We start from the raw sequence: 23,708 nt of genomic DNA, 5'->3' as shown, positions 1-23,708 counted from the left end.
GGATAATTCGGAACGGCCGCCAGTTTAGCAAATTTTTTCAGCCGCAAAAAATAAAGCCCCGCCGGAGCGGGGCCTGGAAGGCGGGGTAACACGCGATCAGTTGCTGCGGGCGAAGCCCAGAATGCTCAACAGGCTGATGAACATGTTGTACAGCGACACGTACAGGCTGACGGTGGCGCGAATGTAGTTGGTCTCGCCGCCGTGAATGATGTTGCTGGTTTCCCACAGGATCGCGCCGGCGGAGAACAGAATGAACAGCGCGCTGATCGCCAGGTGCAGAGCAGGGATCTGCAGGAACAGGTTGGCGATCACCGCCACCAGCAGCACCACAAAACCGGCCATCATCATGCCGGACAGGAACGACATGTCTTTACGGGTGGTCAGCACGTAGGCCGAGCAGCAGAAGAACACCGCGGCGGTGCCGCCCAGCGCCAGCATGATCAGATCGCCCGCGCCGGCGTTCAGGAACGAGCTGAGGATCGGGCCAAGGGCATACCCCATGAAACCGGTCAACGCGAACGCCGCCAGAATGCCTGCCGGGCTGTTGGCCAGTTTATGCGTCAGGAACATCAGCCCGTAGAAGCCAACCAGCATCAGCAGCAAGCCCGGCGCAGGCAGGCCCAGCAGGGTACTGGCGGTTGCGGTCAGCGCCGAGAAAGCCAGCGTCAGGGATAACAGGAAATAGGTGTTGCGCAGGACTTTATGCGTGCTGAGCAGGGAGTCGCGCGAGGAAGACGAGACGACAATGCGGTCCATAATGATCTCTCTTATCAGGCCATCACAAAATAATCCCGATGATAGGCAGCGCAAGCGCTTGATTAAAGTTTGTTTACCAATCTTTACCCTTAGTTATCATTGTTGCAACAGCGGGGGGAGCGGCCGCGCGTTTGTTCGCCGGCTTGCATCATTCCGTCGATTTTTCGCGCGGTTGAACGCGCCTGGGCTTTACAAGCGAATAAGCTCTGTTTATAGTGCGCGTCGTTGCGGAGGGGTGGCCGAGTGGCTGAAGGCAACGGTCTTGAAAACCGTCGACGGGAAACCGTTCCAGAGTTCGAATCTCTGCTCCTCCGCCATACATTCTGACCCCGCGCTCTTAGAGCGCGGGGTTTTTTGCTTTTGCGTGCTGAGAACTTGACGGTCGCCCGCAGGAAATGCGAACGGCTATTGATAAGGGCTACGCATCGGTGAGATTATGCGGTCATCAAGGCAGGCCGCTCGGATGCCTGCTGCTGTCAGGCGTGATCGGCACGATAATTAACGCCGCCTTATCGATTTTGCTTAATACTCTTAGGAGACAGAGATGAACTGGTATCAAGTCGCCCTATGGACCATGATTTTTCTCAAGTCCGGCGCTTTCCTGGTGTTCGTATGGTGGTGGATGTTCAAACGTGCGACCAAACCCTATGAGCGTCCGAAAGACGTTGTGGTCGACGAGACGCCGTATGACGATAGCCTTACGATGGAAGAAGTGATGAAGAATCACGGCATCGTACGGACTGAAAAGCCGCTCTGATCGTCGAATATCTGTGTTGCTATCAACCCGAGCCTGTGGCGCTCGGGTTTTTTATTCCCGCCGTTACTCGCGAAGCATCCCTTTTCCCCTATCTTGTTTGACCCCTGTAGCGATTTATTTAAATGAATTATCTTTCAGTATATTTTTTAATATACTTTAAAGGTGGGTTTTATATTGATAGGGAAAGATATATTTTTCTCTGAAAAATTCACCCTTATCGACTGAGCAAAGAAAAATTCGGACGCTGTTTCTTGTGTGTCTGAATATTCATGTGCAGAGAGTATCGCATTTCCGGGCTACTCCTATAGCGGTAGGTCGGATAATTTTTAAGGTAGGGGAAAAGTAAACCTTACGTGGAGGGATGAGGAGGGTTAAGGAATCTAAGATTTTTCTTTGTGTGTTTTTTCTTTTTATATCAATGGCTTTTTGTTTTTTATGCCACAAGCGCTTTTATGGGGAAATGGCGGCCCTCATTTAACCCGCGCAGTAAGCAGCCTGCCGTACTCACTCTTTTAAGGCACACATCCTTCCGGTCATTGCTCGATTCATTTTTTTTATTGTCATGAAAATTATTTGATTCGATGTTGCAATTTTTTTGCCTTTGGAATTAATATGTCCTGCATCTGGCGGTGAATGAGATTTTTCCCATTGTCGGATACCTTTTAGAATACACTTGGATATATATAAATATATACCGTCGCATATAAACTTTTAGATGGCAGGATGCTGTCAATACTCTGCTATTGCCTAAGCTTCGTTAGCCTCTAAACGGTTTAATGGTGTAGGTCATTTTATATATGCTCTCTCAGCGAAGAAAGTAATGGGGTTTATTATGATTAAGCAAGGCATCTCTTTGGCGGTATTGGCTGCCGCGTTAACATCTGTGGGCGCAACGGCGGCAGATAATTCCGCCGGTGGCGTTATTTCGTTTAGCGGTGCCGTTACGGATACCACTTGTACCATCAATGGCGGGAAAAGCGCCGATTTTACCGTTGCGCTCAGCCCGATTTCCGTGACTGATGCGGGCACCGTGGTCGGCCCCATCACCAAAAACAAGAAATCTTTCTCGCTGACGTTCTCCGGCTGCACGCCGGCGGCGGGAACGGCCGGTACGCCGCTGAAGATCTACTTCTCTTCGGCGAATAATATCTCTACCGACGGGAAATATCTGCTGAACAGCTCCGTGAATGAAAGCGACGCCGCCGTAGCGAAAAACGTCGGTTTTTCTCTGGCTGAGCCGGGTTCATCCACGCCGATTCCGTTGAACGTACCTTATGTCACCAAGATCAAAGGCGATAAAACGGCGCCGGATGCCGAAACGCTGACGTTGGACGCCTATTACTACAAGACCAATGCGTTGGAAGCAAAAGTGGGGGAATTGAGTTCCAACGTGACTTACACCATTTCTTACCTGTAATTGCAATTAAGCCAGGCCTGCGCCCAAGGCAAAGGCCTGGCTTCTGGGGTGACTATGAAACAGTGCTTAATCTTTGCTGGATTGTTTCTCAGCAGCTTTTGCGCCGATGCCAATATTGTAATTAATGGAACGCGCGTTATTTATCCGGAAAAAAACAAGGATGTTATCGTTCAGTTAGTCAACAATGGTGACGATCCGGCACTGGTGCAGGCATGGATTGATGACGGTGATATAAACTCGACGCCTGAAACGGCAAACGTGCCGTTCTTGTTATCCCCGCCGGTTGTGAAAGTTGCCGGAAATAATGGCCAGCAATTACGCATACAAAAAATGAACGCGGCGCTTCCCGGCGATCGTGAGTCGGTATTTTATTTGAATGTGCTGGATATCCCGCCTACGCCGGAGAATTTGCAGGGCGTCAATACGCTGCAATTAGCCATCAAATCACGCATCAAGCTATTTTATCGCCCGGCAGGGTTAACCGGCAGTGTCAATAACATCACCGACTTCATTGAACTCCAGGCGGCGGGGAAGGGATTTAAGGTTATCAACAAAGGCCCTTACTATTTTACGTTGGCCAATGTTGATCAGAAAGGCAAAAAGAATCTGTTGGTCGATTCAGTGATGGTCGGGCCATATTCCAGCCTCTTTGCCCCGACCAAAGTTGGCGTGAGCCGGAATATTCCCTACACCCTGCTCTATATCGACGACCTGGGGGCTTATAAATCTAAAGCCATTACAGCCCGCTAACGTGAAGAACGGCCATGAAGCTTAAACTAAAATTGCTTTCGATACTGACCGCATCTGTATTCATACCGTTAAATAAAGCATCGGCGATGAAATTCGACACTTCTCTATTGGCCGGCGCGTCCAGCGAATCCGATCTGTCGCGTTTTTACCTCAATAATGACATGCCGGCAGGCACGCAAACGGTCGACGTGTATGTCAACCAGAGTTGGAAAGGGCGGTTCTCGTTGCAGTTCGGCGAACATAAAGGCGATATTCGCATCGCCCATCGTGACGCCGCCCTGTTGGGCATCGATATGAGTCGTTTGTCCATCGGGGTGGACAAGGGGCCGATCCCCGTCCAAACGTTGGTGCAAGGAGGAAGGGCGGACTTCGATGTGGGGACGTTGAGCCTTAAGCTGACGGTGCCCCAGTCGCGAGTGATTCGTGCAGAGGCCGGCTATGTTGACGCCAAATTTTGGGATCGCGGCGTGCCTGCGCTGCTGCTGGCCTATAACGCCACCTATTACCACGTGCAGTCGTTGCAGGGCGACAAGGCGTCAAACGACGATTTCTATACCGGTTTGGAATCGGGGGTCAATCTGGCGGGTTGGCAATTCAGAGACAGCAGCAATTTCCGCAGCAGTTCGCGGCAAGGCAGCGATTGGCAAAATAATACTCGCTATGTGCAGCGTGGCTTCGCCGCCATCAAATCGAACCTGACGATGGGCGATTTCTATTCGCCGGGTGATTTGTTCGACTCGATTCGGGTGCGGGGCGGCGCTTTAGCCTCGGATATCAACATGCGGCCCAATTCGCAGCAGGGCTTTTCGCCGATAGTACGGGGCGTGGCGCAGAGCAATGCCCTGGTGAAAGTATTGCAAAACGGCAACCTCATCTATCAGGAGAACGTGCCGCCGGGCGCCTTTACGCTGGACAATATATTGCCGACCGGTTCTGCGGGGGATCTGTTGGTCGTGGTCAGGGAAGCCGACGGGCGGGAACAATCCTTTACCGTGCCGTTTTCCGCCGTTCCCAACATGTTGAAGCAGGGCGTCAGCAAATACGGCCTGGTGGCCGGTAAGGTCAATCAGGCGGATACCGACTATGCGCCCGCTTTCGTGCAGGGCACGCTGCAGTACGGCTTCAATAATCTGGTCACCGGTTACGCCGGTACGATCCTCAGCGAGGACTATCGCGCCTGGCTGCTGGGCAGTGGCTGGAATCTGCCGTTCGGCGCGGTATCCGTCGATGTGACTCAGGCCTCGACGCATTTGCAGGATCGCAACGAGAATGGGCAAAGTTTTCGGATCGCCTACAGCAAGTTTTTGGACGCTACCGCAACCAACTTCACGCTGGCGGCTTACCGTTATTCGACCAAAGGTTATTACAGTTTCAACGATGCCATCTACACCCATCAAGGCTACCGCGAGCGTGACAAGCGCTTTCACGATTATTGGAACGATCGGGATGACGATGAGCTTGCCCCGCTGGATTTGAATACCTGGGACGCCGTTCGCGCCGCTCGTCCGCGCAATACCTTCAATTTGAACCTAAATCAGAGGCTCGCAGACGGGTGGGGCACGCTCTATTTCTCCGGCACCCAGCGCGACTATTGGTCGGATACGAATAAAAGCCGGGAATACCAGCTCGGGTATTCAAATGCCTTCGCGCGCGTCAGTTACAACATTTCCGCGAGTCGCGTGAGAAATTCCGATCGCAAAGAAGAGACGCGGTTTTATCTCTCTCTGAGCGTGCCGTTGTCGATGTTCGACAACAATGCCTATCTCAGCACCAGCTTATCCGCCACCGATTCGCACTATCAGCAAAGCTCGCTGAGCCTGAGCGGCAATGCGCTGGAATCAAACCGTCTGAGTTATGCGCTTGCCGGCAGCAATCAAAGCGGCGGCAACAGCATGGCGAGCGTGAATGCCGCCTATCGCGCCAACGCGACGACCGTCGGCGGCTCCTACAGTGAATCATCAGACTATCGACAGTTGGGCATGAGCGCCCGCGGCAGCCTGGTGGCGATCCCTTGGCATTTGCTGGCGTCCAACGAAATGGGCAACACCATGATGGTGGTGGACGCGCCCAAGGCCAAAGGGCTGATGGTGAACGGCGACGAGAGCATCGTCACTAACGACGAAGGGCTGGCTTTGGTGCCTTACGCCACGCCTTACCGGCAAAACTCCGTGACATTGTCGGATACCGGCAACAGTTCCGGCGCCGAGATCGTCGGCAATATCGCCAACAGCGTGCCCTATGCCGGCGCCGTCAACTATTTGAGATTCGAAACCGATCGGCGTCGGCCTTATACGCTGCGCGCCTTTAAGCCCGGCAATAAGCCCCTGCCATTTGGTGCGGAGGTGGCGGATCAAAGCGGGCATGCCATTGGCTTCGTCGGGCAGGCCAGCGTCCTGTATCTGCGGGTGGAGCAGCAGCCAACGTCACTGGAGGTCAGGCTGAATGACGGTGTCTGCAAGATTGAACGCCCGAAAATCTCGATGGACAGCGCAGCCAACACATGTCGATAAAAGGATAATTACACCATGCTCAGGATACTCGCACTGACCCTGTCCCTGTTGTTCAGCGGTTACAGTTACGCTTCATGCTACGGCAACGGCATCCAATATGCGCCGCCTATCTACGTCGATTTGTCGGATAAGCTCAGCGATAAAACCCCGGTCTGGGAAGGCAGTTTTTATACGCAATACAGCGGTTCATTCAGTTGTTCAACCTCGAGCAGCGAATTCGGCTATACGCGCATCCTGTCAACCGACAGCACAAAGGCGACCATTCTGGGATTCAACAACGGTAAATATTGGATACGCGCGGAAATAACCAACGACATCGCCAACAAAAAACTTAGCGGTTGGGGATCGCACTCCGCTTCGGAATTGAATCAGCCGATGAATATTCGTTTCAGTCTGGTCAGCAAGACGGGCACATCGATACCCGGCGACACGGTTAGCCTTAAGGACGTGATGTTCGTGACCGATCTGAGCGGGATGTCCTTGCTGGAGATCATTTTGTGGCCCGCCAAGCAGTTGGTGAAGATTTTGACCTGGCTGCTCAACGGTTTCAATTGGCCTTACGATCAGCGCGACATGTACGGGCAGCCGATGACCATCAAGTATGCGCCCAAGATGACGACCTGCACTTTCGACAATGCCGGCCTGGCGGTGAAGTTGCCGACGCTGGGGATATCGCAGATTACTCAGGGGGCGCAAAATGGCCTGACGCCCTTTACGCTGAATTTCAGCTGCCAGAATCGGCAAAGTGGCGGCACGGCCGATCGGGATATCAATATGTTTTTATCCAGCAATAATCTGTTGTCTTCGGATAATACGGTTTTGATTGATAAAAGCGCTGAGGCGGCAAAAGGCATTGGCATCCGGCTGGTCAAGACGGCTTCGCCGAATAATCCCGTCACGCTGTCGCTTTCCAGCGTGACGCCAGGCGCGGCGACTTCATTATTTCACGTGGGAACCGGCAATGCCTTGGATGCACAATTTTCCATCGGCATGGCGGCCTATTATTATCCTTACAGCCCCACCGCAATGAGCAGCGGGGGAATTAACACATCGGCTACGCTTAACATTATATATAAATAATTCTTTTGTTATTTTTAATAATAAAAAACAGGTTGCCACATATAAGAAAAATCTTAACATGGTAATTGGTGGCGAATATTATTTGCTTGAATAATATTGGTGTTTAATCCGGATCTCTATGTTGAGGATGAATTGTATGACGGAACAAATCCAGATCGGTGTCAAAGTGGAAAAATCGCTAAAAGATGAGGTTGACGTCATTCTTCGCGGTTTGGATATTAAGCCGACGACGGCGATAAATGGGCTTTATCAATATATCTCGCAGCATGGAGAGCTCCCTTTTGTCATATCAACCAGCGTGAAAACACCGAAGGATATCGCCGGCGGGTTGTTCAAGAACCTGTTTTCCTTACAAAGCACGCTCAGCGTTTTCCTGGATAAAGTGCAAATGAAGCGGTGTGTCAGCAGGGAGGAAGTATTGATTGTGCTCGATATATTGCGCGACTTTATCGTTGGTTTTCGCCAAAGCGCGCAATATCTCGGCGCTTCGCCTTTCGGTCGGCGCGTAGTTTGGAAGGATGCCGTATGCGCCGTCGAGAGTATTCATGAAATTCTAGATAATAACGTGAAATACAGTGAAGATGGCATTATGAATTTGGATGAAAAATATCTTTCATCGCTGTCCGCATTGCTGATCTCATTATGTTCTTCACTTAAGTAAGTCGGACCAATAAAGTTAATTGACATGACTGCCATGGGGGCGTTGTTAAAAACGCGCCCATGACAAATAGCAATGGGGTGATCCTGTGCGAGTGGCTATATTTTCTGATGATTACTATTTATTCTATGGCATATCGCAGATCTTAATGTCGTTGGAGGGCGTTGAAGTTATGGGTCTGCATTCATCTGCACGCCGTGGATTACATGCCATGTATTGTCATGCAGAAGTGGTCATCGTCTCTTTCTCGTCTATCTGTCGGGTTATGAATTTCTTATCGCATATTGTCGACAGGCCTGACAATACGATCGTCTTAACCGGCGTGGAAACGCCGCGACTGGCGAATTTTAACTGCCTGAAAAAAAACATCGGTCTTACGACGTTCGTTGAGGCAATAAAAATGTTCACCGCGAGCTGCAAAGGGCAGAGCCTGTCGCCGCGCGAGCTTTCGGTGTTGGCCATGCTGCTGGCGGGAAAACCGAATACCGGCGTCGCTAAGGCGTTGGGCATTTCCGAGAAAACCGTCAGCCAGCATAAAATGAACGCCATGCGTAAATTGGAAATCGAACGTTTTCACCAATTTATTGTTGCGGCGGATGAGCGAGTGTAAGCGTGATGCCGTTGGCGGAGTGAGCGCCGTCTGATGCCCGAGTAAAAATAAACCCGCCGAAGCGGGTTTTTCCGTCAGTTTTTGCAGCCCATCAACTCCGGCAGAACGCCGGGCTTGTTCTTCAGCGAAGCCTGTACGTCGTCAGGCAGACCAGCCCAGATGATCAGGCCGGTGCGTTTCTCGATCTCGTCCACCGTCACGCGGAATTGGCAAAAATCGGCGCCCTTCGGCGTGTTTTGATCGAACAGGAAAGCGGCATAGTGGTTCACCGCCGGGCTGTTGTTGATGAAAATCACCTTCCAGTAGGCGCTGGGGATAGTGTGCGCTTTCTGGGTGCCCGGCAGTTTGCCCATATCGCGTTCATACAGCGGCCCGGTCACGGTATAGACCGAAGAGATGTCTGCGCGATCGATCAGCTTGCGCTCCTGATCTTCCAGCCGCGCCCAAGCGCCCTGGTTCAGGTCGGACTTTTGCGGCGTGATGTTGGACAGGTAGTTCAGCGATTCCCAGTCGGAAACGCCGGCCAACGAGGCCAGCGGCGCCTGATGGCCGCGATCGACCTTCAGCGCCGCGTTGGCGCCGGTGTAATCGGCAGGGGCCAGGGTATCTGCCGGATTGAGAGCCGGGTCGGTTTTCCAGTTGCGCGTCTTGCCGCTGGCCGGCGTGTCTTTGGTGATGTGATAGGCCACCCAGTTGGCGAATTTGGTGGTGCTGTTATTGTTCAACGTATAAGCATGACGCACGATCGACACATTGCTGCTGCCGCCGGTCGGGCAGCCAACCGCGCAGTTGTCGATAGATTCGAGCGTCTCGGCCGACGCCTGTGCGGCGAACAGCAGGGCGGCCAGGGCCAACATCTTGTTGTTAAAGCGCATATTCATATCCTCAATAAGTTAAAAAAAATACTGTATATATTTACAGTAAATTAAACTTATCGCAGTGAAACGAATACAACAATGCAACACATTCATGTTGTGAATGTGTCAGTCATGGTACAGCGATACCGCACGTTAAAGTCGGCAGAAATAAAAACGGCGTCCAACAGACGCCGTTTCAAAAGGGGGTTATTCCAGCAGGTCGTTGACCGTGCGGCGAACGTAGTGCGTCATCTGCGCCAGATCGTCCGGTGATACCGGCCCGCCGCCGGCGCGCACCACCTGCTGCTCAATTTGGGCGATCTCTTGCTCGACCTTGTTGGCGATCTGCACTTTGACTATCTTGTCCACCGAAGACAGCAGCACCTTCAATACCACTTTCAACGCGATGTTTTCGCAGAACGAGTCGTAGTGATGAACCGGCGGCGGCGGGGCCGGAGCCGGCTCGGGCGCGCGCGGAGCCAGAGCTTTGAAGCTGTCTACATTTTCAATAATAAGATCCATGTCTCTTATTAGTTCATCAAAATCTTTAGACACTGACTTATTCCCTTCGCTGTGCGCAAAAAACAGAACGCCCGTCCTCGGGCTGAAAGCCGATGAGCGACGGGCAGAACGAATTCGGGCCTGGCCTTCAGACGCTGAATGGCCGGGGGAGGGGCATTCTAACCTTGCGGCGGGTCGGCAACAAGATGGGGCCGTGCGAATGCGCGGCCCTTTGAATCACGGGTGCAGGAGGGCGATTAACTAACTTTTCAGCTTGGCGGTGATTTTCGCCACGTGCTCGCCCTGATAGCGGGCAATGGTCAGCTCTTCGTTGCTCGGCTGTCGCGAACCGTCGGCGCCGGCGATGGTGGTCGCGCCATAGGGGGTGCCCCCGCGCACCTGCGAAACGTCAAACAGCTCCGGCGTCGCATAGCCGATCGGCACGATGATGAAGCCGTGGTGCGCCAGCGTGGTCCAGGTCGAACTGATGGTTTGCTCCTGGCCGCCGCCGGTGCCGGTGGAGGAGAAGACGCTGCCCACCTTGCCGTACAGCGCGCCGGAAGCCCACAGGCCGCCGGTCTGATCGAGGAAGGTGCGCATCTGTCCGGCCATGTTGCCGAAGCGGGTTGGCGTACCGAAGATAATGCCATCATAGTCCGCCAGCTCTTGCGGGGTGGCGACCGGCGCCTGCTGGTGTTGTTTGCCCCCGGCCTTGGCGAAGGCTTCCGGCGTCATGGTTTCCGGCACGCGTTTGACCGTTACGTCCACGTTATCGACCCGATTCGCCCCTTCGGCCACCGCCTGCGCCAGGCGTTCGATGTGGCCGTACATTGAGTAATAAAGCACCAACAGTTTCGTCATGTTTCGTACTCCCGCTCAGATGATTAACAAAAACCCCTGATAAGCATAGAAGCGAATGACGAACTTGGCGTCGTGGCGTTACCTGATGCCGGCGATCGCCAACAGGGCGCCAAAGACAATCAGCAGCCCGCCAAAGGTGCGATCGATGCCGCGGCGCAAACGCAAAAAGCGCGCATTGACGCCCGGCGCGGAAAACAGCAGCGCGACGGCGGCGAACCAGAATACATGGACGGCGGCGATAAAGAGGCCATAGCCGATCTGTACGCCGAGCGCGGTGTGGGGAGAGACCACCTGCATGAACAGACTGACGATGAAGATGGTGGTTTTCGGGTTTAACGCGTTGGTGAGAAAGCCGGTTTTCAGGGCGGCGAGATCGCTGATGGCGGCCGGCGTCGTGGTGGGCGCGGCGTCGTGATGGGTTGCGTTGCGCAGCAGCGTAAAGCCAAGGTAGATCAGGTAGGCGGCGCCGATGCCTTTGAGCAGGTTAAACAACCAGGGCGACTGTTGGATCAACACGCCGACGCCAATCAGCGTATAGCTGACATGGATCAGTACGCCGGCGCCAATGCCGCAGGCGGTGAAGATGCCGGCGCGGCGGGAGAGCAGCAGGCTGTTGCGCGAGACCATGGCGAAATCCGGCCCGGGGCTGATTACAGCGAGTAAAGTAATGGTGACGACAGCGATGAGTTCAGTCATAGTTATCCTTGCGATGTTTATCAATAGAGTGACTGATTTATAAGAGTAATTTTTCTCGGTGACAAACGATGAATAGTGACGATATCGGTGAGAAAAACTCACGCAATAGAGCCAGGCCATTGCCGTTGGGCGGGCTGCGCTGTTTCGAGGCCGCCGCGCGGCTGGAAAGTTTCACCCAGGCGGCGCAGGGGCTGAATTTGACGCATGGCGCCATCAGCCGGGCGGTGAGGGCGCTGGAAGAGGAATTGGGCGTGGCGTTGTTTGAGCGCCGCCATAGGCGGGTACTGCTCACGGCGGCGGGCCGCAAGCTGTTTCAGGCGACACAGCAGGCCTTCGGCATTCTGGACCATACCGCGCTGGAGCTGCGCCAGCAGGCGCTCAATGCGCCGCTGGTCTTGTCCTGTGAACCGACCTTATTGATGCGTTGGCTGATCCCGCGTTTGCCGGCTTTTCAGCGGGCGCACCCGGACATCAACTTACAGCTGGTGGCGGGCGGCGGTCCGTTTTCGTTCCATGACGGCATCACGGCGGCGATCCGGCGCAATGACTTCGATTGGGGAAAGCAGGCGCATAGCCTGGCGCTGTTCAATGAAAAGGTCGGGCCGGTGTGCCAACCCGAGGCGCTGACGAGGCTGACGGCCTCTGTGGACGGACGGCGGCTTTTGCTGCCGGGCGCCAAACTGCTGCATGCCGCGACCCGGCCGGATGCCTGGCGGCACTGGGCGCATCAGCAGGGGGGGACATTGGCGGGGCATCCGGAACAGCGCTTTGACCATTTCTATTTCAGCCTGCAGGCCGCGGTAGCCGGCCTTGGTATCGCAATCGGCCCATGGCTGCAGGTGCGAGACGATCTGGCCGCCGGCTTGTTGAGCGCGCCGTTCGGTTTTACGCCCGACGGCAGCGGCTATTACCTGCTGTCGCTGCAGCCTATCGTGCCGGGCAGCGCGTTGGCCCGGCTGGCCGAGTGGCTAACGCTCACGGCAGGCGCCTGAGTTTTTGCGCCAGCCGCTGTTCCTGCCAGCGGCTGAAGACGTTGCGCAGCAGCAGGGTACGTACCGCCCGCATGATCAGCGCGAGGCTCATGCCGCCGATCGCCCATAGCGCCCAGAGATAGTGCGGGTGGGTAAAGACGTTGACAGCGAGCAATATCGCGCCGATGACGGCGAAACGCACCGCCATGCTCAGCAGCTTGCCCTCTGCCGCAACCTGGCGACGAAGGCGCTGCGCCTCAGGCGTCTCCTCCTGCGGTGTCTGCGGCGGCGCGTTGAGATCGCTGACCTGCACGCCCAGCGCGGCGGCGATCGCGGTCAAGGTTTCCAGGCTGGCCTGTTCGCCGTTTTCAATCCGCTGTACGGTGCGGGTACTGAGGCCGGCGATGGCCGCCAACTGCTCCTGCGACCAGCCTTTTTCCAGGCGTAATGGTCTGATGCGGTACTTTTGCATGGTGCACTCCCGAGTTCGCTGTCACTGTCATCCAGTGTAGGTGGCGCGGGGTAGCGGCGCCACGACAGCGGCACGACAGCGACACGACATCCGCCGCCGGCGCGGGCCGGCGGGCAGTCAGAAGGCGACGTTGCGGATAAAGCGCAGCGGGAGATCGCCGTGGTTGGCGTAAGCGTAGCGCTGATCGCTGTTGAAGGTTTGCGTGGCGCCGGCGCTGAGCGTCAGCGTGCCTTGTTCCAGTTCCAGCGTCAGGGTGCCGGCAATCACGTAGATCATTTCGCTCCAGCCTTCGGCGTCCGGCGCCGAGTCGTAGCGCTCGCCTGGCATCAGCGTCCATTCCCACAGCTCGGCCCGTTGGCGCGCCGGCACGCTGGCGGCAAACAGCGCCTGGCTGCCCGGCTGTGCGCCTTGCCAGGCCAACTCGCCTACCAGATGGCTGCCGCGAGCCTCTGGCGCCTGAATCAGATCGGTGAACGAAATCGCCAGGGCGGCGGCGATCTTGTCGAGCACCGCCAGACTGACGTTGCGATCGCCGGCCTCGATGCCCGCCAGCATGCGGCGGCTGACGCCGGAAAGTTCGGCCAGCGCCATCTGGCTCAGGCCCGCCTGTTGGCGGTAGCCGCGCAGATTGCTGCTCAGGTACTGCAGCACTTTGGGGGGATCGGTTTTCGCGTTATGCGCCGTATTGCTCATCGCCGGACTTTATCTCATACTGGCAGGATCTGTGCATTATATTGCACTCAGCAGGAAGGGCAAGCCGGTGTCAGTAGCAAAAAAATCCTTTATTTCCGCCGTGGTTCCGCAAATCAGGTTGCCGGAAGCGGTGTTGATTTTCATCACCATGATCTGGGGCGGCACCTTTTTGGCCGTGCATCACGCGATGCAAGTCAGCGGGCCGTTCTTTTTCGTCGGTCTGCGTTTCGCCACCGCCACGCTGGCGTTGACGCTGTTTTCGCTGCGCGTGCTGCGCGGCCTGACCCTGTATGAACTGAAGGCGGGCGTACTTATCGGGCTGGCGATCATGTTCGGCTACAGCATGCAAACCGTCGGTCTGCAGACGATTACCAGCAGCCAATCGGCGTTCATCACCGCCATGTACGTGCCGATCGTGCCGCTGTTGCAATGGCTGGTGCTGGGGCGGTTCCCCGGCATCATGTCGTGGATCGGTATTCTGCTGGCCTTTACCGGTCTGATGCTGCTGGCGGCGCCGAGCAGCACGGACATGTCGCTGAGCCTCGGCGAAATTCTGACGCTGGCCGGCACGCTGGGCATGGCGGCAGAGATCATTCTGATCGGCGCCTTCGCCGGCAAGGTGAATATCCGCCGGGTGACCATTGTGCAGCTGGCGACCGCCTCGCTGGCCTCATTTTTGATGATGGTGCCGACCGGCGAATCGCCGCCGCCGTATTCGGATTACCTGCTGTACAGCGCCATTGGGCTGGGGCTGGCCAGCGCGTTGATTCAGCTGACCATGAACTGGGCGCAGCGCAGCGTTTCACCCACGCGTGCTACGGTGATCTACGCCGGCGAACCGGTCTGGGCGGGCATCGTCGGGCGGCTCGCCGGTGAGCGTTTGCCGGGCGTCGCGTTGTTGGGGGGCGCGTTGATTGTGATCGGGGTGGTGGTCAGCGAGCTGCGCGTACGGCGCAAGGGGAAAGCGGCGGTGGCGACGGAAGCGGATTAGCGCAGAGGCAAAAAAGAGCAAAGGGGCGGAGATATCCGCCCCTTTTTGCATCACGCGGTTTTCTTCTTGCGCAGGAACACGTAAGACAGGCCGAGCAGGATGAACCACAGCGGGGTGACGATCAGCGCCTGACGGGTGTCTTCGCGCAGCGACAACAGCACCAACACGAACACGAAGAACGCCATGCACACCCAGCACATCAGTTTGCCGGCCGGCATTTTGTAGATCGATTTCTGGTGCAGCGCCGGGCGCCGTTTGCGGTAGACCAGATACGAACACAGGATGATGGTCCAGACGAACATGAACAGAATCGCCGACACGGTGGTCACCAGGGTGAAGACCGTCATCACGTTCGGGATCAGGTAAATCAGCACCACGCCGCCCAGCAGGCAGATGCAGGAGAAGGTGAGGCCGTTGGCCGGCACCGCGCGCTTGGACAGGTTGGCGAACGATTTCGGCGCGTCGCCTTCCTGCGCCAGCCCGAACAGCATGCGGCTGGTGGAGAACACCCCGCTGTTGGCGGAGGAGGCGGCGGAGGTCAGTACCACGAAGTTGATCACGCTGGCCGCGGCCGGCAGGCCAATCAGCACGAACAATTCAACGAACGGGCTCTTGTCCGGCACCACGGAGCTCCACGGCGTCACCGACATGATGACGATCAGGGCGAACACGTAGAACATGATGATGCGGATCGGAATCGAGTTGATGGCGCGTGGCAGTGACTTCTCCGGATCCTTGGTTTCCGCCGCGGTGGTGCCCACCAGTTCAATGCCGACGAAGGCGAATACCGCGATCTGGAAGCCGGCGAAGAAACCGCTGATGCCTTTCGGGAACATGCCGCCGTCATTCCACAGATGGGTGAACGAGGCTACGGTACCGGTCGGCGACTGGAACTGCATGGCGATCATCACCAACCCGGCGACGATCAGCCCGACGATGGCGACGATTTTGATCATCGCAAACCAAAACTCCATTTCGCCGAACATCTTCACCGTCGCCAGATTAAGGCCGAGCAGCAACAGCACGCACAGCAGCGAAGCGATCCACTGCGACAGTTCAGGGAACCAGAACTGGGCGTAGGCGGTGATCGCCACGACGTCGGCGATGCCGGTGACCACCCAGCAGAACCAGTAGGTCCAGCCGGTGAAGAAGCCGGCCCACGGGCCGAGCAGATCCGCGGCGAAATCGCTGAACGATTTGTATTCCAGGTTGGACAGCAGCAGCTCGCCCATGGCGCGCATCACGAAGAACAGCATAAAGCCGATGATCATGTACACGAAGATGATCGAAGGGCCTGCCAGGCTGATGGTTTTACCGGAACCCATAAACAGACCGGTGCCGATGGCGCCGCCGATGGCGATCAGTTGAATATGTCGGTTAGTGAGGTTTCGCCGTAGATGATCTTCTGAGGCGGGCGTCGCGTCAGTCGCTATTTTAGAGTGATCTACCATCTGATGATGTCCTGTTTTACCTGTCATTAGTGAAGTCGTGAGCTCTGAAGTGGCTCTTTTTTATACATTTATCCGGTTGGTCCGGCTTTAGTAAGGTAGTGCAATAACGCCACCTTTGTGCAACATGTTTACAACATTTATACGCGGGATAAAAGTCGATCAATCTTTACACGAGAGGAGGCAAATCGGACGTTCAGGGAGCGGAAGATTACTCTTCAAACGGTGGGATTAACAGACCTTATGCGGCTTATCTCGTTGATTAAACAAAGGGTTGTAAAATTCGCATGAGAAAAAGTAATGGGTGTAAGCGTTCGACAGCGAGGCTGACAAGAAGGGCGATTTATCTCGTTGGGCCGTTAGCTCAGGCGGATGAGCCGTTGACGCCTAATCAACGAGACAGAGGTTCGCCCCCTGTACGGCCCGCCAACCAAATCAGCGTGTTACGCTCAGACATTTCTTTGATCGTGCCCTCATGGCGCCGTTTTAAGCGCGTATTCTGCAAAAAAATTCGCATTTTTCGACTGATGTTCAGAAAGGTGATCTGGCGCAAACTGCGATGTTGCACCGTACTTTATACGGCAAGGGAGGCTGTGCGCTGGCGCAACGTCGGCGCAGGGATGGGGCATTTGCCCAAGAATCTTTCAGGTCAAGAAACGGGGAACACATGCGCGGCCGACATCAAGAGCAGTGCCCAAACGGCGGCTGAGAGTGCGGCGGTGGCATAGACGTGCCTCGCCGGCAGTTGCAGCATGCCGGCCATCAGCGGCACGGTGTAACGCATCACCGCCAGAAAACGCGAGGCGAACAGCAGCGGCAGCCCGCGCTTTTGCAAGGAACGTTGCGCTTTGCGCAGTGGGGCGTGAAAGCGTGCCGGCAGCCGGCGGCCAAGATCGCGACGGCAGAGCAGTGCGCCGCAGTGGAAAGACAGGATTGAGCCCAACGCCGCGCCAAGGGCGATGGCCGCCCAAACCGCGCCGATCGGCAGCGCATGTTTGCCCGCAAGGATGCCCATCAGCAGCGTCACCGAGGCAGGCGGCAGGACGGAGGACACCACGATCACGGATTTTCCCAGCGCGAACAGGAAAATCAGCAGCAGCAACATCTCCGGTTCCGGGCTGTATTTGGCGATAATGTGCGTCAATTCATCCATTTAACACCTGTGGGCGAGAGGGCTGACTGTCAGTGTCCCATCCGCAGGTTCAATAATGGCTAAATAACGCGTCGCTATCCGGTTATCTCTGCGTCTTGCTTGCGTGCCTCAGCATGCCGATGTCTGAGCGCCCCTAGCAGCACGGCGCACAGCAGCGAAAAGGCGGCCAGCACCAGCGGCCCGGCATGCGGGCTGTGAAAACGCTGTTCCGCCTCAGTGCGGATCAGCGGGGCTAAAAAGCTGAATGCGGCGCCGAGCGTGGTGCAAAAACCGATGCCGGCCGCCAGCGCCGGACCGGTGAGCAACTGAGCGGGAAACGTCCAGAAAATGGGTTGTACCGCCAGAAAACTGACTGCGCAACAGCTCAGGGCGACGATAGCGAGCAACGGGCCGGCATAGGAAGAGACGACCAACCCCAGCGCTGCCGCGACCATGCAGCCAACGGCGATCGGCAATCTTCTGGCGGTTTTTCTGTCGGCATAGCGCGGCAGGAAATAGACGCCAAGCGCGGAGCATGCCCAGGGAATGGCGGCCACCAACGAGGCCTTGAAGCCGAGATGGGTGCCCATCAGCGAGGCGATCTGCGACGGCAGAAAAAACATCAGGCCGTATACGCCGATTTGCAGGGTGCCGTAGATCAACGCCAGATGCCAAACTTTGCCGCTTCTCATCGCCGCTTTAACGCTGTTGGTTTCGGTACGCTGCTGTTCAGCGGCCAGCTGTGTGACCAGCGCATTACGTTCTTCCTCGGTCAGAAAGCGGGCCTGCCCTGGGCTATCGTCGAGATAGAAAAAGGCGAAGACGCCGAGGACGACGGCCGGCAACCCTTCCAGCACGAACATCCAGAACCAGCCGGGCTTGCCCAACACGCCGTGCATCTCCAGCAATGCCCCCGACAGCGGTGAGCCGAGCGTCAGGGCCGCCGGTACGCCAAGCACGAAAATGCCAATGACCGAGGCGCGCACCTTATTGGGAAAGTAGATCGACGCCAGCAGCAGGATGCCGGGGTAAAAGCCAGCTTCGGCGATCCCCAGCAGAAAGCGCAGGACAATAAATTGCTGCTCGTTGGCCACCAGCCCGGTACAGGCCGACAATGCCCCCCACAGCGCGGTGGTGGCGCTGAGCCAGCGTTTGGCGCCCCAGCGATTCATCAACAGGTTGGCCGGAATGCCGAACAGCGCATAGGCGGCAAAGAATATCCCCGCGCCCAGCGCAAAGGCGGATTGCGACAGCGCGATATCGATGGCCATCGCGTCTTTGGCAAAGCCGACGTTGACCCTGTCGATAAACGCAATGAAGTACATGGCGAACATCAATGGTACCAGTCTGCGCCAGGTTTTGCGGATGGCGGCGTTGAGCGCTGGAGCGGCATAGGTGGCGTGATTCACTGGCGTAACCTCTTTTCTGAGAATGATAAACGTCGGTCATAAGGACCGTCCTGGCGCCGTGGCCCATCATGCGGCGATGACATGGCTTTTCTGCGTGAGCCTTAAAGGTCTAAAGGACTAATGGTCAGGCCTTTGGGGGCGAAAAAAACGCCACGTATTGCGTCGGCATATCGGTACAGATATCACCATGGTGAATGGTGTGTTGCTTTTTTGTTAATTTAAAGTTCACACAGGGCCAGGAGGCGTTCAAGCGCTTTGATCGAGATCTGTGTGCGCTATCACCGAATTGGGAACCCGATGACAGACACGGGAGAGTGGCGCTTTCATCTCGCGAGGGAGGGCGATAAGGTGAAGCGCGGCACAACAGAACGCAGGAGCGCAACATGCTGAAGGTCATTGCTGAAGATTTCATTCACCCGGAACACATTGACACCGTTATGCCGTGGTATCGCGAGCTGGTGGAGAAAACCCGGCAGGAGCCGCTGTGCATCAGTTATGAACTGTGCATTGACCAGCAGGATCCCGGGCACTTTATTTTTATCGAAAGCTGGCCGGATCGCGCGGCTCTCGAAGTGCATTGCCAGACCGAGCATTTCACCCGGCTGGTGCCGCAGATCAATCAGTATCAGCGCAAGCCTTGCACCTTCCTGTTTATGCAGGCGTTCCCTGAAACAGGCGATAAATAGGCGAAAAAATCCCCGCAGGGGGCGGGGTCAATGGCTTCTCAACACTATCTTGTTGTGATTAAAAAATAGGCTGATAATGATTTTCATTCTCTAGGAATGCTCTTAAATTAATCAATCTGGTGAATGATTCGCCGTCTGCTTTTCGCTGGCGGTTTTAATGGCGCGCAGCATGCGGCGTCTTATCAACCCACTCACCAGGCGAATCGCATACCAGTAGGGAGTAAACCGCCGCCGGCTGGCGCTGTCGGGGCAGAAGATGCGCGTTTCCGTTACCAGGCGGCAGCGCCCGCCCTCCAGCGGGCTCGCGGCATACCCCAGCGCCAGTTTGGCGACGCCGGGCTGAGCGAAGGCCTGAAAGTCCGCCCCGTCAGCGACCTTCACCAAACCGTATTCGGCCTGCCAAAACCGGCCGATCAGGCCATAGACCAACGCGGTTTCATCCTGCTCAAGCAGGCAAAAGTTATGCAGGCCAAACGGCGGAGGACGAGGCTTATCGCGTGGCATCAGCCGCGCGGGCAATTCGCGCAGCGCTATCATGCTGCGGAAAAAACGATCGCGCTTGGGATCGTAAGCGGCCACGGCGTCCAGCACCCGCGATTGCGGCGCGGTGATGACGATCGTATGCCGCTCAGAGAACTGGTATTGCCCAAGATATTTATTCAACAGCGTCATGTTGTTCATGCTCCCGCCATTCACTTTGCAGCAGGGCGAAACCGAATTCGTCGCCCCATGCGCCTTTGAAAAACACGTTTTGCCGCCAACAGGCCTCACGGCGAAAGCCCAGCTTACTGAACAACGCGGCGGCGCGAAGATTACGCGCGTCCACCACGGCGGTAATGCGGTGTTTCGCCAGCGGCCCGAACAGCAGGGCGATGACGGCGCTTAGCGCCTCGCGCGCCTGTCCTTGCCGCTGATGAACCGGATCGAAGGTCACGCCCAGTTCAGCCTGACGCCCTTCATCGAAAAAATGCACCGCGACATCGCCCAGCAACGCGCCGTCCTCGCGGCGCTCGACCGCCAGTTGAAACCAGCTGTCGTCACGGTTGAATTCGAGCCGCCGTTGCTGTGCGAAAAAGGCCTGTGCCTCGGAGGCGCTGTAGTCGCTCCAGCTTTGGTAGCGCGCCACGTCAGGATGGTTGCGGTAGGCGGTAAAGTGGGGCAGATCGTCGGCGGTGAACGGGCGCAAGATCAGTCTGGGGGTCAGCAGAGGCAAGTGGCGCATTATTTTTCCTTATCAGCGCATGAGGGCTACCGGCAGTGTAGCCCAGCGCCGAGAGGCGGTCTGCGTAAAATGAGCTGTGGCGGGGAGGCGTAGCGGGAAATGCCGGCTCAGGCAAGCCGGCAAGCAATAAGGGGGTTAACGACGAGCGGCCGCCTGACGCAGGCGTTCGACCGGCGCCTGCTGAAAATCGAACGATGGCGCCTCGCGCTGCGTCAGCCCCTGGCGCACGATGGCCTTCACGGCCAGGCTGGCGGCGAGATCCTTCCCGGCGATCTGCTCGGCGATGCGCAGCGCTTCTTCCCGAGCCGAGCCCTCGCTGATGCGGGAAATGGCGCCGTGTGACAGGGCCTCCCGCGCACCGACGGTTCTGCCGGTCAGCAGCCAGTCGAGGGCGACATAGGGAGAAACTCGCGCCGGCAAGCGCGCGCATCCGCCTTGCGCGGCGACCAAGCCGAGCCCGGTTTCGGGGAAGCTGAAGCGCGCGTTCTGGCCGGCGACGATCAGATCACAAGCCAGGGCGAGCTCAAAGCCGCCCCCGTAAGCGATGCCGTCAACGGCGGCGATGATCACCTTGGCGATCTGCGCATGGATCAGTCCCCCGAATCCCTCCGGCGTGACGATGGGCAGTTCGCCCTGTCGGAATGCGGTGACATCCATGCCGGCGGAAAATACCGCCGGCTGACCGGTCAGGACGATCGCGCGTATCGTATCGTCATTATCCGCCTGCCGCAGGTAACTGCGGATCAATTCGGCCATCTGCAGGTTGATGGCGTTCTTTTTCTCCGGCCGATTGAGGGTGATGACCGCAACCTGCGCGCCGTGGCGCTCATAAAGCACCGGGAGGGCTTCACTCATTGTTGGTCTCTCCCCGGAAAAACAGCAGCGTCAGTAGCAGGGCGATGGCGCCGAGCGGCAGCGAAAACAGTGGCAAATAGTGGGCCGGCAACGCATAGAGCGACAGGCCGCCCAGCATGCCGCCGGCCGCGATGCCGGCGTACAGCACCGAGCTGTTGAGCGACACGGTCAGCGCGCCAAAGCGTTTCGACAGCGACAACAGGTGATGCTGGATCGGCACCAGATACATCCAGCCGGTGATGCCCCAGACCAGAAAGATGGCCAGCACCCACCAGGGCGAGGTGACGTAAAAGGCCAGCAGGAACAGGGACAACGTCTGGATCGCCACGGAAAACAACAGCACGAACTTGCTGCCTAGGGCGTCGGTCAGCGCGCCGGAGGCAAAATTGCCGATCACCGCGCCAATGCCGAACACCAGCAGCGCCAAAGGCAGAATGGCTTCCGGGCCGAACTGGGTGTCTTTCAACAGCACGCTGACGTAGCTGTAAACAATGTGCTCCGAGCACACGGCGAAAAAGGTGATCAGCAGCGTGGTCAGCACCGCCTTTTGCCGCAGCGGGGCGAGGCGTTCTTTCAACGAATGTTTGCCTGGCGCCGCAATAGCGCGCAGCGCCAGCGACAGGCCGAGCAGCGCCACCGCCCCCAGCAGGGCGATGAACAGAAAGATGTCGCGCCAGCCGATCAGTTTGGCCAGAAAGGTGCCGAACGGAATGCCGAGCGCGATGGCCAGCGTCATGCCGCCATAGACGATGGAAATAGCCAGGCCGCGGCGTTTTTCCGCCACCAGCCCCACTGCGGCGGCGGCGGCCTGCGGGGTGTAACAGGCCGCGCCCAATGCCGCCAGCACTCGGCCGAACGATATCTGCAGATAGCTGGTGGCCCAGGCGCAGGCCAGGTTGCCGGCGATGAACAGCACCAGCGCCAACTGCAGGATGTGCTTGCGGTTGACGTTGCCCAGCAGCCAGGCGGTCAGAGGCGCAAACAGCATGTAGGCCAGCGCGAATACCGATATCAACTGCCCCGCTTGCGCGGGGCTGACGGCAAATGTCGCGGAAATGTCGCTGAGCACGCCGGCGACGATAAAGGCGTCGGTGCCGATGGCGAAGGTGCCGGTCGCCATCAGACACAGCGTGACCAGATGGCCGTTATAATCCGCTAACTTCATCCCGCCCTCCGCAGATCGTTTACCGCCCAGACCCGGCTCAACGCCGCCAGGAAGGTCTCCACGTCGGCATGGGAATGCGCCGAGGTCGGCGTCACCCGCAGCCGCTCGCTGCCTGCAGGCACCGTCGGGGCATTGACCGGTTGCACGTAAATGTCGTGCTCATCGAGCAGCACTTTGCTGATGTGTTTGTTGCGATGGGGATCGCCGACCAGCAGCGGCAGGATATGGCTGTCTGCCGACACCAGCGGGATGCCGGCGGCGCGCAGACCGGTCTTCAGGTGATCGACGATCGCCAGCAGGTGCTTGCGTTGGGTGTCGTGCTCGAGGTTGTATTTAAAGCTGGCCAACGCGGCGGCCACCACCGGCGCCGGCGACGAGGTGCTGAAGACGAATGCCGGCGCCCAGCTGCGCACGGCTTCCACCACCGAACGGGGCGCGGCGATATAGCCGCCCGCCGCACCGTAAGACTTGCCGAACCCGCCCTGGATAATGGTGATTTTATCCAACAGGCCCAGCTGTTCGGCATAGCCCAGCCCCCGTTCGCCATACACGCCGGCCGAATGAATTTCGTCGAGATAGGTCAGCGCCTGATACTGTTCTGCCAGCGCCACAATCTGCGCCAGAGGAGCAAAGTCACCGTCCATGGAATACAGCGACTCAAAGGCGATCAGCTTTGGCCGCGCCGGATCGGCGGCCTGCAGCAGCTCGGCGAGGTGCGCCACGTCGTTATGGCGGAAGATTTTTTTCTCCGCCTTGCTGTAGCGAATCCCGTAAATCATCGAGGCGTGATTCAGTTCGTCAGAGAACACGATCAGATCGGGAATGGCGTCGCACAGGGTGGACAAGGTGGCGTCGTTGGCGCCGAAGCCGGTGGTGAACAGCAGCGCCGACTCTTTGCCGTAGGCGCTGGCCAGCAGCGTTTCCAGTTCAGTGTGATAGACCGAGGTGCCGGAAATGCTGCGGGCGCCGCAGGTGCCTAACCCGACTCGGTTAACCGCGTCGGTGGTGGCCAGCAGCACTTTGGGGTGGTGGCTCATGGCCAGATAGTCGTTTGAGCACCAGACGTTGAGACGGCGCTCGCCTTGTTGCCCGTGGCTGGTGGCCCAGGGTTTGTCCTGTACGCCGCGTTCAAGGTTGAGGAACTCGCGAAAACGCCCCTGCTTTTTGGTTTCCGCCAACTTTTCTTCAAGAATGTTCAGTACGCTCATAGC

The 23,708-nt window shown here is 57.2% G+C and carries 25 protein-coding genes and 2 tRNA genes; 12 read left to right on the top strand and 15 right to left on the bottom strand.

Annotated features, from left to right (window positions below; all coding sequences use genetic code 11):
• Positions 1-96: 96 nt before the first annotated feature.
• Complete coding sequence (gene yccA / locus J0X03_RS14950; RefSeq protein ID WP_033642602.1) at positions 97-756, bottom strand: FtsH protease modulator YccA; 660 nt, start codon at positions 754-756, stop codon at positions 97-99.
• Positions 757-985: 229 nt separating this feature from the next.
• Here yccA and J0X03_RS14945 point away from each other — a divergent pair.
• The 8 genes from J0X03_RS14945 to J0X03_RS14910 all read left to right on the top strand — a co-directional run bounded on the left by J0X03_RS14945 (position 986) and on the right by J0X03_RS14910 (position 8,538).
• A tRNA-Ser gene (locus J0X03_RS14945) sits at positions 986-1,073 on the top strand.
• A 227-nt stretch (positions 1,074-1,300) separates the two neighbouring features.
• Positions 1,301-1,513 carry a hypothetical protein gene (locus J0X03_RS14940; protein WP_004928089.1) on the top strand — a complete coding sequence of 71 codons (213 nt, stop codon included), beginning with the start codon at positions 1,301-1,303 and terminating at the stop codon, positions 1,511-1,513.
• 820 nt (positions 1,514-2,333) lie between these two features.
• Entirely contained in the window at positions 2,334-2,930 is a 597-nt protein-coding gene (locus tag J0X03_RS14935; protein ID WP_369825806.1) for a fimbrial protein, read from the top strand.
• Between the two features lie 54 nt (positions 2,931-2,984).
• On the top strand, positions 2,985-3,680 hold the full coding sequence (locus tag J0X03_RS14930; protein WP_033644245.1) for a fimbrial biogenesis chaperone: 696 nt from the start codon (positions 2,985-2,987) through the stop codon (positions 3,678-3,680).
• 14 nt (positions 3,681-3,694) lie between these two features.
• Positions 3,695-6,190 (top strand): fimbria/pilus outer membrane usher protein, encoded by a 2,496-nt coding sequence (locus J0X03_RS14925; protein ID WP_047572019.1) that lies wholly within the window; start codon positions 3,695-3,697, stop codon positions 6,188-6,190.
• A 15-nt stretch (positions 6,191-6,205) separates the two neighbouring features.
• Positions 6,206-7,270 (top strand): fimbrial protein, encoded by a 1,065-nt coding sequence (locus J0X03_RS14920; protein ID WP_004928073.1) that lies wholly within the window; start codon positions 6,206-6,208, stop codon positions 7,268-7,270.
• A 136-nt stretch (positions 7,271-7,406) separates the two neighbouring features.
• On the top strand, positions 7,407-7,931 hold the full coding sequence (locus J0X03_RS14915; protein WP_049866670.1) for a hypothetical protein: 525 nt from the start codon (positions 7,407-7,409) through the stop codon (positions 7,929-7,931).
• A 169-nt stretch (positions 7,932-8,100) separates the two neighbouring features.
• Positions 8,101-8,538 carry a helix-turn-helix transcriptional regulator gene (locus tag J0X03_RS14910; protein ID WP_197665001.1) on the top strand — a complete coding sequence of 146 codons (438 nt, stop codon included), beginning with the start codon at positions 8,101-8,103 and terminating at the stop codon, positions 8,536-8,538.
• Between the two features lie 74 nt (positions 8,539-8,612).
• On the opposite strand, the gene J0X03_RS14905 is transcribed toward J0X03_RS14910, so the two are convergent.
• The 4 genes from J0X03_RS14905 to J0X03_RS14890 all read right to left on the bottom strand — a co-directional run bounded on the left by J0X03_RS14905 (position 8,613) and on the right by J0X03_RS14890 (position 11,453).
• Positions 8,613-9,413 carry a DNA/RNA non-specific endonuclease gene (locus J0X03_RS14905; protein WP_033650698.1) on the bottom strand — a complete coding sequence of 267 codons (801 nt, stop codon included), beginning with the start codon at positions 9,411-9,413 and terminating at the stop codon, positions 8,613-8,615.
• A 189-nt stretch (positions 9,414-9,602) separates the two neighbouring features.
• Positions 9,603-9,917 carry a hypothetical protein gene (locus tag J0X03_RS14900; protein WP_016928271.1) on the bottom strand — a complete coding sequence of 105 codons (315 nt, stop codon included), beginning with the start codon at positions 9,915-9,917 and terminating at the stop codon, positions 9,603-9,605.
• 240 nt (positions 9,918-10,157) lie between these two features.
• Entirely contained in the window at positions 10,158-10,757 is a 600-nt protein-coding gene (gene wrbA, locus J0X03_RS14895) for an NAD(P)H:quinone oxidoreductase (protein ID WP_033650699.1), read from the bottom strand.
• A 78-nt stretch (positions 10,758-10,835) separates the two neighbouring features.
• Positions 10,836-11,453: a LysE family translocator gene (locus J0X03_RS14890; protein WP_033642607.1), complete on the bottom strand. Its 618-nt coding sequence runs from the start codon at positions 11,451-11,453 to the stop codon at positions 10,836-10,838.
• Between the two features lie 68 nt (positions 11,454-11,521).
• Here J0X03_RS14890 and J0X03_RS14885 point away from each other — a divergent pair, with 68 nt between their 5' ends.
• Positions 11,522-12,445 (top strand): LysR family transcriptional regulator, encoded by a 924-nt coding sequence (locus J0X03_RS14885; RefSeq protein WP_160204162.1) that lies wholly within the window; start codon positions 11,522-11,524, stop codon positions 12,443-12,445.
• Here the strand turns inward: J0X03_RS14885 and J0X03_RS14880 are convergent.
• Together J0X03_RS14880 and J0X03_RS14875 are read right to left on the bottom strand one after the other, a co-directional pair.
• Positions 12,429-12,896 carry a helix-turn-helix domain-containing protein gene (locus tag J0X03_RS14880; RefSeq protein ID WP_033642610.1) on the bottom strand — a complete coding sequence of 156 codons (468 nt, stop codon included), beginning with the start codon at positions 12,894-12,896 and terminating at the stop codon, positions 12,429-12,431. The two genes, J0X03_RS14885 and J0X03_RS14880, sit on opposite strands and share 17 nt — an antisense overlap.
• 117 nt (positions 12,897-13,013) lie before the next feature.
• Positions 13,014-13,589, bottom strand: a complete 576-nt coding sequence (locus J0X03_RS14875) for a helix-turn-helix domain-containing protein (protein WP_033642611.1) — start codon at positions 13,587-13,589, stop codon at positions 13,014-13,016.
• Positions 13,590-13,656: 67 nt separating this feature from the next.
• Here J0X03_RS14875 and J0X03_RS14870 point away from each other — a divergent pair, with 67 nt between their 5' ends.
• Positions 13,657-14,580: a DMT family transporter gene (locus tag J0X03_RS14870; RefSeq protein ID WP_123061568.1), complete on the top strand. Its 924-nt coding sequence runs from the start codon at positions 13,657-13,659 to the stop codon at positions 14,578-14,580.
• Positions 14,581-14,630: 50 nt separating this feature from the next.
• On the opposite strand, the gene cycA is transcribed toward J0X03_RS14870, so the two are convergent.
• A complete protein-coding gene (gene cycA / locus J0X03_RS14865; RefSeq protein WP_033642613.1) occupies positions 14,631-16,031 on the bottom strand; it encodes a D-serine/D-alanine/glycine transporter in 1,401 nt (466 codons plus the stop codon).
• Between the two features lie 350 nt (positions 16,032-16,381).
• Here cycA and J0X03_RS14860 point away from each other — a divergent pair.
• Positions 16,382-16,457, top strand: a tRNA-Arg gene (locus J0X03_RS14860).
• A 220-nt stretch (positions 16,458-16,677) separates the two neighbouring features.
• Here J0X03_RS14860 and J0X03_RS14855 read toward each other — a convergent pair.
• Positions 16,678-17,181, bottom strand: coding sequence for a DedA family protein (locus J0X03_RS14855; protein WP_033642614.1), 504 nt, complete (start codon positions 17,179-17,181; stop codon positions 16,678-16,680).
• A 74-nt stretch (positions 17,182-17,255) separates the two neighbouring features.
• On the bottom strand, positions 17,256-18,569 hold the full coding sequence (locus J0X03_RS14850; protein WP_033642615.1) for an MFS transporter: 1,314 nt from the start codon (positions 18,567-18,569) through the stop codon (positions 17,256-17,258).
• A gap of 383 nt (positions 18,570-18,952) precedes the next feature.
• On the opposite strand from J0X03_RS14850, the gene J0X03_RS14845 reads away from it, so the two are divergent.
• Positions 18,953-19,255, top strand: a complete 303-nt coding sequence (locus J0X03_RS14845; RefSeq protein ID WP_033633403.1) for a putative quinol monooxygenase — start codon at positions 18,953-18,955, stop codon at positions 19,253-19,255.
• Positions 19,256-19,366: 111 nt separating this feature from the next.
• On the opposite strand, the gene J0X03_RS14840 is transcribed toward J0X03_RS14845, so the two are convergent.
• The 5 genes from J0X03_RS14840 to hemA form a co-directional block, all read right to left on the bottom strand.
• Complete coding sequence (locus tag J0X03_RS14840) at positions 19,367-19,927, bottom strand: hypothetical protein (RefSeq protein WP_033644247.1); 561 nt, start codon at positions 19,925-19,927, stop codon at positions 19,367-19,369.
• Positions 19,911-20,477, bottom strand: a complete 567-nt coding sequence (locus tag J0X03_RS14835; RefSeq protein WP_160204163.1) for a GNAT family N-acetyltransferase — start codon at positions 20,475-20,477, stop codon at positions 19,911-19,913. Before J0X03_RS14835 ends, J0X03_RS14840 begins: the two co-directional genes overlap by 17 nt.
• 135 nt (positions 20,478-20,612) lie before the next feature.
• Positions 20,613-21,332, bottom strand: coding sequence for an enoyl-CoA hydratase-related protein (locus J0X03_RS14830; protein WP_122004054.1), 720 nt, complete (start codon positions 21,330-21,332; stop codon positions 20,613-20,615).
• The gene (locus tag J0X03_RS14825; protein ID WP_060659689.1) at positions 21,325-22,497 is read right to left on the bottom strand and encodes an MFS transporter; all 1,173 of its coding nucleotides are present in this window, start codon (positions 22,495-22,497) and stop codon (positions 21,325-21,327) included. Before J0X03_RS14825 ends, J0X03_RS14830 begins: the two co-directional genes overlap by 8 nt.
• Positions 22,494-23,705 (bottom strand): 5-aminolevulinate synthase, encoded by a 1,212-nt coding sequence (hemA, locus tag J0X03_RS14820; RefSeq protein WP_094141843.1) that lies wholly within the window; start codon positions 23,703-23,705, stop codon positions 22,494-22,496. The genes J0X03_RS14825 and hemA overlap by 4 nt, the downstream gene beginning before the upstream one ends.
• Positions 23,706-23,708 lie beyond the last annotated feature (3 nt).

The organism is Serratia ureilytica, assembly GCF_017309605.1.
In the GTDB taxonomy this organism is placed as follows: Bacteria; Pseudomonadota; Gammaproteobacteria; order Enterobacterales; family Enterobacteriaceae; genus Serratia; species Serratia ureilytica.
Note: the sequence above shows the minus strand (reverse complement) of the source record. Positions and strands in the feature narration are given on the sequence as shown.

Bases quoted from the DNA above. Each gene is read 5' to 3' on its own strand.
- yccA (WP_033642602.1), bottom strand. From the start codon at position 756: ATGGACCGCATTGTCGTCTCGTCTTCCTCGCGCGACTCCCTGCTCAGC.
- J0X03_RS14940 (WP_004928089.1), top strand. From the start codon at position 1,301: ATGAACTGGTATCAAGTCGCCCTATGGACCATGATTTTTCTCAAGTCC.
- J0X03_RS14935 (WP_369825806.1), top strand. From the start codon at position 2,334: ATGGGGTTTATTATGATTAAGCAAGGCATCTCTTTGGCGGTATTGGCT.
- J0X03_RS14930 (WP_033644245.1), top strand. From the start codon at position 2,985: ATGAAACAGTGCTTAATCTTTGCTGGATTGTTTCTCAGCAGCTTTTGC.
- J0X03_RS14925 (WP_047572019.1), top strand. From the start codon at position 3,695: ATGAAGCTTAAACTAAAATTGCTTTCGATACTGACCGCATCTGTATTC.
- J0X03_RS14920 (WP_004928073.1), top strand. From the start codon at position 6,206: ATGCTCAGGATACTCGCACTGACCCTGTCCCTGTTGTTCAGCGGTTAC.
- J0X03_RS14915 (WP_049866670.1), top strand. From the start codon at position 7,407: ATGACGGAACAAATCCAGATCGGTGTCAAAGTGGAAAAATCGCTAAAA.
- J0X03_RS14910 (WP_197665001.1), top strand. From the start codon at position 8,101: ATGGGTCTGCATTCATCTGCACGCCGTGGATTACATGCCATGTATTGT.
- J0X03_RS14905 (WP_033650698.1), bottom strand. From the start codon at position 9,413: ATGCGCTTTAACAACAAGATGTTGGCCCTGGCCGCCCTGCTGTTCGCC.
- J0X03_RS14900 (WP_016928271.1), bottom strand. From the start codon at position 9,917: ATGGATCTTATTATTGAAAATGTAGACAGCTTCAAAGCTCTGGCTCCG.
- wrbA (WP_033650699.1), bottom strand. From the start codon at position 10,757: ATGACGAAACTGTTGGTGCTTTATTACTCAATGTACGGCCACATCGAA.
- J0X03_RS14890 (WP_033642607.1), bottom strand. From the start codon at position 11,453: ATGACTGAACTCATCGCTGTCGTCACCATTACTTTACTCGCTGTAATC.
- J0X03_RS14885 (WP_160204162.1), top strand. From the start codon at position 11,522: ATGAATAGTGACGATATCGGTGAGAAAAACTCACGCAATAGAGCCAGG.
- J0X03_RS14880 (WP_033642610.1), bottom strand. From the start codon at position 12,896: ATGCAAAAGTACCGCATCAGACCATTACGCCTGGAAAAAGGCTGGTCG.
- J0X03_RS14875 (WP_033642611.1), bottom strand. From the start codon at position 13,589: ATGAGCAATACGGCGCATAACGCGAAAACCGATCCCCCCAAAGTGCTG.
- cycA (WP_033642613.1), bottom strand. From the start codon at position 16,031: ATGGTAGATCACTCTAAAATAGCGACTGACGCGACGCCCGCCTCAGAA.
- J0X03_RS14855 (WP_033642614.1), bottom strand. From the start codon at position 17,181: ATGGATGAATTGACGCACATTATCGCCAAATACAGCCCGGAACCGGAG.
- J0X03_RS14845 (WP_033633403.1), top strand. From the start codon at position 18,953: ATGCTGAAGGTCATTGCTGAAGATTTCATTCACCCGGAACACATTGAC.
- J0X03_RS14840 (WP_033644247.1), bottom strand. From the start codon at position 19,927: ATGACGCTGTTGAATAAATATCTTGGGCAATACCAGTTCTCTGAGCGG.
- J0X03_RS14835 (WP_160204163.1), bottom strand. From the start codon at position 20,477: ATGCGCCACTTGCCTCTGCTGACCCCCAGACTGATCTTGCGCCCGTTC.
- J0X03_RS14830 (WP_122004054.1), bottom strand. From the start codon at position 21,332: ATGAGTGAAGCCCTCCCGGTGCTTTATGAGCGCCACGGCGCGCAGGTT.
- J0X03_RS14825 (WP_060659689.1), bottom strand. From the start codon at position 22,497: ATGAAGTTAGCGGATTATAACGGCCATCTGGTCACGCTGTGTCTGATG.
- hemA (WP_094141843.1), bottom strand. From the start codon at position 23,705: ATGAGCGTACTGAACATTCTTGAAGAAAAGTTGGCGGAAACCAAAAAG.